14 protein-coding genes are annotated in these 11,857 nt (G+C 59.3%); 9 read left to right on the forward strand and 5 right to left on the reverse strand.

Annotation, left to right across the window (positions count from 1 at the left end; genetic code table 11):
• Positions 1-50: 50 nt before the first annotated feature.
• The 3 genes from pheA to O9K64_RS12545 are packed head-to-tail and all read left to right on the forward strand — an operon-like array spanning position 51 to position 3,160.
• On the forward strand, positions 51-1,136 hold the full coding sequence (pheA, locus tag O9K64_RS12535; RefSeq protein WP_275098418.1) for a prephenate dehydratase: 1,086 nt from the start codon (positions 51-53) through the stop codon (positions 1,134-1,136).
• Between the two features lie 33 nt (positions 1,137-1,169).
• Positions 1,170-2,282: a histidinol-phosphate transaminase gene (gene hisC / locus O9K64_RS12540; RefSeq protein ID WP_275098419.1), complete on the forward strand. Its 1,113-nt coding sequence runs from the start codon at positions 1,170-1,172 to the stop codon at positions 2,280-2,282.
• A complete protein-coding gene (locus O9K64_RS12545) occupies positions 2,282-3,160 on the forward strand; it encodes a prephenate dehydrogenase (protein WP_275098484.1) in 879 nt (292 codons plus the stop codon). Before hisC ends, O9K64_RS12545 begins: the two co-directional genes overlap by 1 nt.
• Before the next feature lie 42 nt (positions 3,161-3,202).
• On the opposite strand, the gene O9K64_RS12550 is transcribed toward O9K64_RS12545, so the two are convergent.
• Complete coding sequence (locus O9K64_RS12550; protein WP_275098420.1) at positions 3,203-3,430, reverse strand: DUF1289 domain-containing protein; 228 nt, start codon at positions 3,428-3,430, stop codon at positions 3,203-3,205.
• 473 nt (positions 3,431-3,903) lie between these two features.
• On the reverse strand, positions 3,904-4,104 hold the full coding sequence (locus O9K64_RS12555) for a bacterioferritin-associated ferredoxin (protein ID WP_275098421.1): 201 nt from the start codon (positions 4,102-4,104) through the stop codon (positions 3,904-3,906).
• Positions 4,105-4,260: 156 nt separating this feature from the next.
• On the opposite strand from O9K64_RS12555, the gene bfr (O9K64_RS12560) reads away from it, so the two are divergent.
• The 3 genes from bfr (O9K64_RS12560) to O9K64_RS12570 all read left to right on the forward strand — a co-directional run bounded on the left by bfr (O9K64_RS12560) (position 4,261) and on the right by O9K64_RS12570 (position 5,936).
• Positions 4,261-4,728 (forward strand): bacterioferritin, encoded by a 468-nt coding sequence (bfr, locus tag O9K64_RS12560; protein WP_275098422.1) that lies wholly within the window; start codon positions 4,261-4,263, stop codon positions 4,726-4,728.
• A 26-nt stretch (positions 4,729-4,754) separates the two neighbouring features.
• Entirely contained in the window at positions 4,755-5,240 is a 486-nt protein-coding gene (gene bfr, locus O9K64_RS12565) for a bacterioferritin (protein WP_275098423.1), read from the forward strand.
• Between the two features lie 87 nt (positions 5,241-5,327).
• Positions 5,328-5,936: a DUF4202 domain-containing protein gene (locus O9K64_RS12570; protein WP_275098424.1), complete on the forward strand. Its 609-nt coding sequence runs from the start codon at positions 5,328-5,330 to the stop codon at positions 5,934-5,936.
• Positions 5,937-6,095: 159 nt separating this feature from the next.
• Here O9K64_RS12570 and O9K64_RS12575 read toward each other — a convergent pair whose 3' ends face one another.
• Positions 6,096-7,289, reverse strand: a complete 1,194-nt coding sequence (locus O9K64_RS12575) for a KamA family radical SAM protein (RefSeq protein ID WP_275098425.1) — start codon at positions 7,287-7,289, stop codon at positions 6,096-6,098.
• A 253-nt stretch (positions 7,290-7,542) separates the two neighbouring features.
• Between O9K64_RS12575 and O9K64_RS12580 the strand changes: the two genes are divergently transcribed.
• Positions 7,543-7,722, forward strand: a complete 180-nt coding sequence (locus O9K64_RS12580) for a DUF3012 domain-containing protein (protein ID WP_335342287.1) — start codon at positions 7,543-7,545, stop codon at positions 7,720-7,722.
• A gap of 60 nt (positions 7,723-7,782) precedes the next feature.
• Here O9K64_RS12580 and O9K64_RS12585 read toward each other — a convergent pair whose 3' ends face one another.
• Complete coding sequence (locus O9K64_RS12585) at positions 7,783-8,253, reverse strand: Lrp/AsnC family transcriptional regulator (RefSeq protein WP_335342288.1); 471 nt, start codon at positions 8,251-8,253, stop codon at positions 7,783-7,785.
• 139 nt (positions 8,254-8,392) lie between these two features.
• Between O9K64_RS12585 and O9K64_RS12590 the strand changes: the two genes are divergently transcribed.
• Positions 8,393-9,649 (forward strand): D-amino acid dehydrogenase, encoded by a 1,257-nt coding sequence (locus O9K64_RS12590; RefSeq protein ID WP_275098426.1) that lies wholly within the window; start codon positions 8,393-8,395, stop codon positions 9,647-9,649.
• A gap of 141 nt (positions 9,650-9,790) precedes the next feature.
• Here the strand turns inward: O9K64_RS12590 and O9K64_RS12595 are convergent, their stop codons facing one another.
• Positions 9,791-10,219: a hypothetical protein gene (locus O9K64_RS12595; protein ID WP_275098427.1), complete on the reverse strand. Its 429-nt coding sequence runs from the start codon at positions 10,217-10,219 to the stop codon at positions 9,791-9,793.
• A gap of 268 nt (positions 10,220-10,487) precedes the next feature.
• On the opposite strand from O9K64_RS12595, the gene O9K64_RS12600 reads away from it, so the two are divergent.
• Complete coding sequence (locus O9K64_RS12600) at positions 10,488-11,855, forward strand: diguanylate cyclase (RefSeq protein WP_275098428.1); 1,368 nt, start codon at positions 10,488-10,490, stop codon at positions 11,853-11,855.
• Positions 11,856-11,857: the final 2 nt, after the last annotated feature.

Below are 11,857 nucleotides of genomic sequence, written 5' to 3' on the forward strand. Positions count from 1 at the left end.
ATGCCCCCCTTGGATTTATCATTACTTTCAATCTTACCCGGCCGACAACTATGAGTGAGCAGGAGAGTCTCCAACAGATCAGGGCACGGATCGATGCACTGGATAACCAGATCCAGGAGTTGATCAATCAGCGTGCCGCGGCGGCCCAGGCGGTGGCCCGGATCAAGCAGACCGAGGACGCGGACGCCTTTTTCTACCGTCCGGAACGCGAAGCGGCCATTCTCCGGACCATCAAACGCCGCAATACCGGACCGATGGGCAGCGAGGAGATGGCGCGGCTGTTTCGCGAGATCATGTCCGCCTGCCTGGCCCTGGAATTGCCGTTGCGGGTCGCCTTCCTCGGCCCCGCCGGGACCTTTACCCAGGCCGCGGCGCTGAAACACTTCGGCCATTCCGTGGAGACGGTACCGATGCACTCCATCCCGGACATCTTCCGCGAGGTGGAGTCGGGCAACGCGCACTACGGGGTGGTGCCGGTGGAGAACTCCACCGAAGGAGTGATCAATCACACCCTGGACATGTTCATCTCCTCCTCCCTCTCCATCTGCGGCGAGGTGATGATGCGCATTCACCACCACCTGTTGAGCCTGGAGTCCGACCTGAGCAAGATCGAGCGGGTCTACTCCCACCAGCAATCGCTGGCCCAGTGCCGGCTCTGGCTGGACCGCAATCTGCCGCAGGCCGAGCAGATCACCGTTGGCAGCAATGCCGAGGCGGCGCGCCTGGCCGGCAAGGAGAGCGGGAGCGCCGCTATTGCCGGTGAGATGGCAGCCGAGCTGTACCAGCTGAAAGGTCTGGCCCGCAACATCGAGGATGAACCGGACAACACCACCCGTTTTCTGGTGGTGGGGCGCCAGCTGGCTTCGCCCAGCGGGGAGGACAAGACCACCCTGATGTGCGCCACGCGCAACGTGGCGGGGGGGCTCAATGCCCTGTTGACACCGCTGGCCAGGCACGGCATCAGTATGTCGCGTATCGAATCCCGCCCCTCGCGGCAGGGTAACTGGGACTACCTCTTCTTCATCGACATCAACGGGCATCGGGATGACGAGAATGTCCAGCAGGCGCTGACCGCCCTGGAGTCCGAGTCCAGGCTGCTCAAGGTGCTGGGCTCCTATCCCAATGCCGTGCTTTAGACAGACCGCAGTTTGAAAACAGGGAAATCCATCATGACCGAGACCGCCAACCGATTTCTGGCCATTGCCGTACCCGGCGTCACCAACCTGAAGCCCTACGTGCCGGGCAAACCGATCTCCGAACTGGAGCGGGAGCTGGGCATAACCGATTCAGTCAAGCTGGCCTCCAACGAGAACCCGTTGGGCTGCAGTGAACTTGCCAAGGCGGCGATTAAGGCGGAGCTTGCCCATGTGGGACTCTACCCGGATGGCGGCGGCGTGGAGTTGCGTGCCGCGCTGGCGGCCAAACACGGCATCGCGCCCAACCGGATCACCCTGGGCAACGGTTCCAACGATGTGCTGGACATGGTCGCCCGGGTGTTTCTGGCGCCCGGCTATGAGTCGCTGTTCTCCCAATACGCCTTTGCCGTCTACCCCATCAGCAGCCAGGCGGTGGGGGCCACGCTGAATGTCGTGCCGGCGAAGGATTATGGTCACGACCTGGAGGAGATGCTCAACCGGGTGGGGGAGAATACCCGGGTGGTGTGGGTCGCCAACCCCAACAACCCGACCGGCACCTGGCTGAACGGAGAAGAGCTGGAGGGCTTTATCGCCGCCGTGCCGGCCAATGTGATCGTGGTGGTGGACGAGGCCTATATCGAATATGTGGACGAGCCGGACTACCCCGACGCCAGCCAGTGGCTGGACAAGTACCCCAACCTGATCGTCACCCGCACCTTCTCCAAGAGTTACGGGCTCGCCTCCCTGCGGGTCGGTTACGGCCTGGCCCATGCCGACATCACCGATCTGTTGAACCGGGTGCGCCAGCCGTTCAATGTCAACAGCATGGCCCTGGCGGCGGCCCGGGCGGCCCTGGAGGACCAGGAGTTTATCCGCCGCTCGGTGGAGTTGAACCGGGCCGGCATGGCCCAGCTGACCGGCGCCTTCGCGGCCATGGGGCTGGAATACATCCCCTCGGTGGGCAATTTCGTCACCGTGGATGTGGGGCGGCCGGCGGCCGAGGTGGACCAGGGGCTGCTGCGGACCGGCTGCATCACCCGGCCGGTGGCCAACTACGGCCTCCCCAATCACCTGCGCATCACCATCGGCACCGAGGGCGAGAACAGCCGGGTATTGGCGGCGCTGAAGCAGGTGCTGGCCGTATGATTATTCGCCGGCTGGCCATCATCGGGGTTGGACTTATCGGTGGTTCGCTGGCGCGGGCGTTGCGTGCGGCCGGCGCGGTGGGTGAGATCGTCGGTTGCGGCCGGGGTCCGGCCAACCTGGAACGCGCTGTCCAGCTGGGCGTGATCGACCGCTATACCCACGACGTGGGTGAAGCGGTGGCGGGGGCCGATATGGTGTTCCTGGCGGTACCGCTGGGCGCCATGCGCGCGACCTTCGCCGCCATGAAGGGGCACCTGGCGGCCGATGCGGTGATCACTGACGGCGGCAGTGCCAAGTTCAGCGTGGTCGAAGATTGCCGGGCGGTGTTCGGCGAGGTGCTGCCCAATCTGGTGGCGGGTCATCCCATCGCCGGTACTGAAAACAGTGGCGTTGAGGCCGCGTTCGCCGAACTCTACCAGAACCGGCGGATCATCCTCACCCCCACGGAAGGGACCTCCCCGGAGGCCCTGGCCCGGGTGCGGGCGATGTGGCAGGCGTGTGGCGGCGAGATCACCCTGATGAGTGTGGCGCATCACGACGAGGTGCTGGCCGCCACTTCCCATCTGCCCCATATGCTCGCCTTCGGCCTGGTGGATACCCTGGCGCGGATGAAGGAGAACGATGAGATTTTCCGCTACGCCGCCGGCGGGTTCAGGGACTTTACCCGGATCGCCTCAAGCAACCCGGTGATGTGGCGCGATGTCTGTGTCGCCAATCGCCGTGCATTGGGGGAGATGATGTCCCACTACCTGAGTGAGATGCAGGAGCTGGCGGAGACCATTGAACGCGGGGATGGTGAGCGGCTGCTGGAGATATTTACCCGGGCAAAGTGTGCCCGCGACCGCTATATCGACGGCGTGCTCGACTCCCCGGAGTGAGCCGTCGGTCCGCAGCGGGACGGCGCGCCCGCGCCATTCAGGTTACCAGTCGCCAAACCGGGGGCGTGCCGCCAGCCGCTCGCGGCACCGCAGCAGCAGAGCGGCACGGGTACTCTCGCTAAAGGCGGCCCAGCCTTTGATCTCTTCGAGTGAACGCCCGCAGCCGAGACAGACATCATCGTCATCCAGGGTGCACATACGCACACAGGGCGAGTGCAGGGCCTCATCCTGGCTCATCCGGTATTTCCGCTCGATAAAGTCGCTGCTCATACCTAAGAGGGTAGATCACCCGCGGCAGGGGCCAAACCCTGGAAAGCGCAGGGTCTGGGAGGTGTATTTAGGACCTGTCAATAAATAACAGTTACATCTTGCTGGTCTTTTCGTCCGCCTTCTGCGTTACGGCAAGACTTAAATAGAACGACTATGCGCGCCTTGCCGTGCGACGTGAAGGGATTCACTAATGCCGCGGGGGCAGGGATGCCCAGGAGCGGCCTTGAAGGCAAACGCCCCTTCAAGTTAAAAAAAACCGGCGCAATATGCGGCAGTTATTTCATTCCAGGCCCTTACCGCTCAGCTTTTCTGATGCTCTGAATCGTCGGCCAGTTTTTGCAGGATTCTCCAGCGCCTGTGACGGCCCGAAAGCGGGTTGCGTCTGAGTAGCCGACCCATGCAGTCAATGAAGTAGGGGCGTTCTCTCTTGTTACTGACTCCAATCTGGATACGTCTCTTCATGGGGTCTTCCCTCAGGCCGCCCTGGCGTGATCGGGGCTACAGGCCGGCGACTGGATCGCTTCATGCAACACCGCACGGGCGCAATCGGCGCAGCGACCGCAGCAGGTGGCGACATTCAGCTGTTCACTCAGCGCCTCCATAGAGTTGGCTCCATTACGGGCGGCTGCACGAATGTCCTTGTCGGTGATGCCATGACAAATGCAGACATACATGGTCGGGTGCTCCACTAGTAGTGCAAATGAGAATGATTCATAATATATTTAACATCAGGTGATTTGTCCAGTGATATATGTCAATTACTTGATCGCTGGTGTGATGGCGGGTTTGGTCTATAAATTAGGGGATGGTCAGGTAAGTGGGGGAATAAGATGAAGGGAGACAAACAGGTAATAACCGAGCTAAACGGTGTCTTGCGGGGTCAGTTAACGGCGATCAACCAGTTCTTTCTGCATGCGCGGATGTTCGGCAACTGGGGGCTTGGCGAACTGAATGAACACGATTATAAGTGGTCCATCAAGGCGATGAAGCAGGCAGATGAGCTGATCGAGCGAATTCTGTTTCTTGAGGGGCTGCCCAATCTGCAGGACCTGGGCAAGCTGTTGCTGGGCCAGGATGTTGAGGAGATGTTGCAGGGTGATCTGCAGCTGGTATCGGACCTCCACGCCGGGCTGCTGGGGGCGATCGCCCTGTGTGAGACAGAGCAGGATTTTGTTTCGCGTGATCTGCTGGAGGATATCCTGGAGGCTGAAGAGGCACACATCGACTGGCTGGAGAGCCAGCTCTGGCTGATTGCCCATACCGGGCTGGAGAACTACCAGCAGTCCATGGCTTCCTGAGGCGGCTACCGCCGAGGAGAAAAAGAATGAAAGGCAAAAAAAGGGTACTGGAACAGCTACAACAACTGCTGGCGGGTGAACTGGCGGCTCGGGACCAGTATTTCATCCATTCCCGCATGTACGACGACTGGGGTCTGCATCGGCTCTATGAGCGTATCCATCACGAGATGGAGGACGAAACCGGGCACGCCGATTCCCTGATCAAACGCATCCTGTTTCTGGAAGGGGTGCCCGATCTTTCCGATCAGGAGAAACTCCATGTCGGCAAAACCGTACCAGAGATGTTGCAAAACGACCTGGATGTGGAGTACCAGGTGGTCGCCGCGCTGAAGAAGGCCATCGCCATCTGTGAAGAGGAGCGGGATTATCAGACCCGTGAGATCCTGGAGGTGATGCTGGATGACACGGAAGAGGATCACGCCTACTGGCTGGAGAAGCAGCTCGGATTGATCAAGCGGGTCGGGCTTAAAAACTACCTGCAGTCCCAGATGGGGGACGACGGGGGATCCTAGCCCGTAATTCCATTTATCAAGGCCGGCTTTGCCAATCGCCTGCGTATCCGGTATATAATTGCCCCCTAATGAAGTTTTGGAGGCAGTATGTCCGAGCAGCAAAAATTTGATAAAGCCACGGCCCTGTTTGATCAGGCGAACAGTGAAGACCCCAACCGAGTAACCGTGGAGGGCAAGGAGTGGCCGAAAGAGTTGCTCTACTCCCACCGCATGTCCGAGATGCTGGCGCGCTATGCGCCGGAGACGGACGATGCCATGAAACTGGCGATCCGCGCGCAGCATATCCAGCGCTGGAAGACCCCCCGGGACTCCTACCCAGAGGGACGTCAGGGTTACTTCCAGTGGCGCACCGGCCTGTATAAATTTCATGCCGAGACGGCCGGCCGGCTGATGGCCGAGGCGGGCTACGACGCGGCAAGTATCGAGCGGGCAAAAAAGGCGGTTGGCAAGAAGGCCCTGAAGGTGAATCCGGACAGCCAGTTGCTGGAAGATGTGGCGGACCTGGTCTTTATCGAACACTACATGCTCGAATTTGCCGAAAAGCATCCCGAATACAGCGAAGAGAAGTGGCTCGATATCGTCCGCAAGACCTGGGCAAAGATGTCCGCGGCGGCCCAGGAGTTTGCCCTCTCCGGGGCGCTTAAACTGCCGGAACCCCTGATACCCCTGATTCAGAAGGCGGTCAGCGGGAAATAGCGTAACACCGCCTGTCGGGTTGCGCCTTCGGCCAACCCGACCTACCGTAATTCGGGCAGGTCGGATTAGCGTAGCCTTGTAGGCTGGATGCAGCCGCCAGTACCCCAACTGAAAAAATCACCGGCCTGGCGTAGCGGAATCCGGGAAAAACGGGCCAAATCAGAGCGCAATCTCCTCCATGTCATCCAGCCAGCCCGCCTGCTCATTCAGCCGGCGAATCATGATCCGCGAGGCCTGGTCCTGCTCTTCGGCGCGGGCGTGGATCTGCTTGAGGATCAGATGGTCGCCGCTGCGGCCGCAGATCTCGATCTTGCCGATATCGTGACCGAGTATGAACTTGAAGCGTTTGGCGTAGCCGTCCAGGCGGCTGCGCGCCCGATCCACCATGTCCACGCCCTGCTTCAGCGGCACCTGGAAGTGGTGACGCACCCGTGACACCGGCATGCATTGATAGAGGTAGTAGGGATTGACGCCGATCCGGGTCAGGCCACTCATCAGCTGCACCAGGGTCTCTTCGTCGTCATTGATTCCGCGCAGCAGCACCGCCTGATTATTGACCGCGATACCGGTGCCGCGCAGCCGTGCCACCGCTTCAGTCGCTTCTGCGGTGATCTCGTTCGGGTGGTTGAAGTGGGTCGGCACGTAGAGGGTTTTCTCCCGATTGAAATCGGCCAGGTACTCGATCAGTTCATCGTCCTGGAAACGTAGCGGGTAGACCACCGGCGCCCGGGTGCCGATGCGCACGAAGTTGAGGTGGGGGATTGAGCGTAATCGATCCAGCATGGAGCGGATGATGGAGGTGGGCAGCATCATCGGATCTCCGCCCGAGACCACCACGTTGCTTATCTCGGGGTGTGCCGCAATGTACTCCGCCGCGGCGCGGAAGTTCTGCACGGTCTGGTCGTTCGGCAGGCCGACCAGACGCTTGCGGAAGCAGTGACGGCAATACATTGAGCAGTACTCGGTGGCGACGACCAGCGCGGTGTAGCCGTACTTGTGCAGCACGCCGTTCCCCTTGTCGTGCTTGTCGTCCCCATAGGGATCGCCCGTGGTCGCGCCCATCTGGCCCGCCACCACCAGTTCGTCGCCCGTCGGCACCGCGAGCTTGCGGATCGGGTCGTTCGGATCATTCCGGTTGATCAGGTTGAGGTAGTAACGCGGGATATTCATCGGATGCGCCTCGATCACCTGTTCGATATCGCGCTGCTCCTCAGCAGAGAGGTCGATAAACGCTTTAAGGTCGTCGACACTGCGAATATTGTTCTGCAGCTCCTGTTTCCAGTCCCGGGTTGTCCAGGAGAGCGGATTGCTGATTTGATGGGGTGGATTAATAGGTTCGTGTACTAAAGTCATGATGCTCCATTGTTAAGCTTATTTTTCAATCTATCTATTGAAAATGCTATAAAAAACAGCGGCCATCATAACATGGTTGGAAAAATATATTTAGAGGACAAATTAATCTGCAGGCATCTGAAACCTCCCGTTCAGTCGGGCGGGCGATCTGCCTGATCTCTGTGGGCGCGGTTCAGCCTGGCATCGCCCCGGGTTGCGGTGGGGGCTGTGCTATAGTACGGACGGAAAATTGACCAGATAAGTGAGTACATCGATGCCAAAAGCAAAAAAAATCGTTCTGATGGGGTTGGCCGGATTGTTGGTGCTGCTGGTTACCGGCTGTGCGCCGGAAGTGGGTAGTGAAGAGTGGTGTCTGGCCATGAAGGAAAAGCCGAAGGGTGACTGGACAGCCAACGAGGCTGCCGATTTTGCCCAGCACTGCATCCTGAAATAAAACCCCTGCCGTGGCGACCAGGAAGGTCGCCACGGCGAAGGAAGCGCTGGTGCGTCTCGTCTACTCCAGCGGATAGGCGGTGCTCTTGCACACGGTACGAATGCCGAAGGCCGTTTTGATCCGGGCAACACCGGGAAGACGGGAAAGGTGATGCCTGTGCAGCCGCTCATAATCGGTGGTGCCGGCCGCGGCAACCCGTAGCAGATAATCCGCCTCGCCGGTCATCAGATAACACTCCATGATTTCGGGGTTCTTGCGTACCGCCGCCTCGAAGGCTTCCTGGCATTCGACGCTCTGGCTGTTCAAGGTGATCTCGACGAAAATGGTGGTGGGACGACCGATGGCCAGCGGATCCACCAGCATCACATAACCTGCAATGACCCCGCGCTCTTCCAGCTGCCTGACCCGTCTCAGGCAGGCGGAGGGGGAGAGATTGATCCGCTCCGCCAGTTCGGCGTTGGTCAGCCGTCCGTCGAGCTGGAGCGTCTTCAGGATCTTTCGATCTATCGTATCCAGTTTCATGTCCAGCATATTATTCTAATTAATGTAGTAAAAAAAGCATAAAGTTGTGCTTTATCTCCTCTGGTTGACTGTTTTTGCAAGCACTTGTCGACCGCTTTCACGTATGCTTTTGGCTGTTTACAGGCACTTCATCACGGAGCGGAAACCCATGAAGGTGATTATTCTTGGCAGTGGCGTCATCGGCGTAACCAACGCTTATTATCTGGCTCGGGAAGGTCACGAGGTGACGGTGATCGACCGACAGCCGGAAGCGGCCCTGGAAACCAGCTTTGCCAATGCCGGTGAGGTCTCTCCCGGTTATTCGGCACCCTGGGCCGCCCCGGGCATCCCGCTGAAGGCGATCAAGTGGCTGATGATGAAACACAGTCCGCTGGTGATCCGCCCGCAGCTGGACCCGGCGCTGTGGTCCTGGAGCCTGCGGATGCTGCGCAACTGCACCGCGGCACGCTATGAACAGAACAAGGGTCGCATGGTACGCCTGGCTGAATACAGCCGCGATGCCATCAAGCAGCTGCGTGCGGAAACGGGGATTCAGTACGACGAACGCAGTCGTGGCACCCTGCAGATGTTCCGTACGCAGAAACAGCTGGATGCCGCACAGACCGACATGGCCATTCTCGACCGCTATGGCGTCCCCTACGAGCTGCTGGATCGGGAAGGGTGCCTGGCGGTGGAGCCGGGCCTGGTGCACGCCAGGGAGAAGGTGTCAGGGGGGCTGCGGCTGGTGAACGATGAGACCGGCGACTGTTTCCTGTTTACCCAGCGTCTGGCCAGGGAGGCCGAACGGCTCGGCGTGGAGTTCCGTATGGGGGTCAATATCCGCCGCCTGCTGATGGAGCAGGACAACATCAGCGGGGTGGAGACCGATGCCGGGACCTTCACCGGCGACGGTTACGTGATGGCGCTGGGGAGTTACTCGCCGCTGTTGCTGAAGGCGGTCGGCATCAAGGTGCCGATCTACCCGGTCAAGGGCTACTCCATCACCCTGCCGATCGTGGATGCCGCGGCGGCCCCGGTCTCCACCCTGATGGACGAGACCCACAAGGTGGCGATCACCCGTTTGGGTGAGCGGATCCGGGTGGCGGGCACGGCGGAACTGGCCGGCTATGACCTGGGGCTGGACGAGCGCCGCGGGGAGACGGTGAAGTTTGTCGTCTCCGATCTGTTTCCCCGAGGAGGCGATCTCTCCAGGACCGAGTTCTGGTGCGGATTGCGCCCGATGACGCCGGATGGCACGCCCTGTGTCGGCGCCACCCGCATCCCCAATCTCTACCTCAACACCGGACACGGCACCCTCGGCTGGACCATGGCCTGCGGCTCGGGGCGTCTGTTGACCGATCTGATCAGCCGCAAGATTCCCGAGATCGATACCGAAGGGCTCTCCATCGACCGCTATGCAGCCTAATAATTCCGTAGTACCGAGGGCGTTCGTTTCGTAGGGTGGGTTAGCGGCGCACAGGCACCACACTTTCAGACTACGACAATACCCGGGCGCTGTGTAACCCACCGACATCCCGACCGCCAAACGGTGGGTTACGGCGCGCGCCTAACCCACCCGACAAAACTGTCCCTCGTTGTTCCTTGATTCAGGGCCGCGTAGCGGGGGGAACGTGCTCATGAAGAACGTCCCCCCCACGGGCGTGCGCTGTTCCACAGTTTGTGAAAGAGATTCGACCGCCTGCTGGATCTCCCGGTAGGCGGTTTCGACCTCCGTCACCCGATCCTCTCCCGGTGCCTGCAGCAGGGAGAGACAGGTCTGGTGATAGGCGGCGAGCGCCTGCCTGAGCAGATCCAGACTTCCGCCCTCCTTTGAACTACCTTCACTCCGGCTGTTCAGCAGATCGACAGTCGCCGCCCGCATGATCGATCTCGGTTTGCCGGTTGTCGTATCCGTGGCCTGAAGCGGCCCGCTCTTCTCCAACTCGATACCTTTGTAACTAAATCGCTGGCCAATATTCAGATCGCTGAATTTCATAAGCAGGCCCGTGCTCCCGGGTTGATTGTCATAATTACCCAGCATTTTACCTTGTAAAATACCGGTGAGGGTATTTACTTTAGGTGGTGCGCATTGCTGAAAAAAATTGAGATAAGTCAATAAAGCAAGTGTGCTTCTCACAATAAAGAAGGGTGTTCCCGGGTTTTTTTCGCAAGACTCCAATTTTTTACTGTTTTGTGTTGCGGACAGGAAAAACCCTATCTAGAGTATGCCAACTTTATGCATAACCCAGTAGCGATAGCTCCCGATGGATCAGTTTAACCAGGCGCACATACTGCTTGCCGGACAGGCGGATAGTGCTGGCGAGTTTTTCAGGCGTGCCGTTCAGGCGATTGCCGTGGCCAGCGAATGCCGTTGGGCCGGGGTCGGTTTCAGTCGGCCGGAATCCGGCGAACTTGAAGTGGTGGCGTTCTGGGATGGCAAGGGCCTGGGTCAGGGCTTTCGTTTCGATATCGCCGGCTCCCCTTGTGAACGGGTCTATCAGGCGGCCCCTGCGAATGCGCATGTCTACTATGCCGAAGATATTCAACAAACCTTCAGTACCTGTGATCTGCTGCGCCAACTGGGCGTCGAAAGTTATCGGGGACAGGCATTCTATTGCGAAGACCGGCAGGTGATCGGGCATATCTTTGCCCTGGACGACAAACCGCAGGACGATCGACCCGAAGTTCGTTTCTTTTTTGAGCTGCTGAGTCAACGGATGGGTGCGGAATGCCGCCGCTTCAATCAGCGGGATGCACTGCAGAAGCTCTCACTGGCCATTACCCACAGTCCGGTACTGACGGTGATCACCGACCCGAACGGAATTATCGAGTATGTCAGTCCGATCGTTGAGAAGATCACCGGCTATCGCCCGGAAGAGGTGATCGGTAAGACTCCCAGTATGTTCAAGTCCGGCAGGACCGACCGCAAGCTTTATCGTGAACTCTGGAGCGCCATCAAGGACAAGCGGGCGTGGCAGGGCGAGCTGGAGAATCGGCGCAAGAACGGTGAATATTACTGGGAAAGCATCTCCATCGCCCCGGTGCTGAATCAGCGGGACGAGCTGGTTGCATTTGTCGGTATCAGCATGGATATCTCGGAACGCAAACAGATGGAACAGCAGCTCAAGGAGTTGGCCTCCACCGACCCGTTGACGGGTATTTTCAATCGGCGTCATTTCATGGAGGAGGTGGATTCCCAGCTGGCCTATTCAAAACGCTATGGCACACCGCTTTCGTTCATGATTATCGACATCGATCATTTCAAACAGCTCAATGACCAGGGAGGGCATGCGTTGGGTGATGAAGCGATCCTGAGATTTACCCGGGCCGCGCAGGAGACGATCCGCGTCGTCGATATATTCGGCCGCTTGGGCGGGGATGAGTTCGCCATAGCCCTGCCGGATACCGGTGATGCGGAGGCGCTGGTACTGGCGCAGCGGTTGAAGGATAAGGTCAGCAGGTTGATGATCAGAAATGATATGCACTCTTCGCAAATGACCATCAGTATCGGCTTGGCCACCTTCCGGAACCGGGTGCATGACGGTGAATCGGTGCATACATTGTTGCGTCGCGCGGACAAGGCGTTATACGAGGCCAAGCGGGGTGGCCGGAATCTGATCGGTGTTTCGTAAGG

Origin of the sequence: Sedimenticola hydrogenitrophicus (genome assembly GCF_029017505.1) — a bacterium.
GTDB lineage: Bacteria > Pseudomonadota > Gammaproteobacteria > Chromatiales > Chromatiaceae > Sedimenticola > Sedimenticola hydrogenitrophicus_A.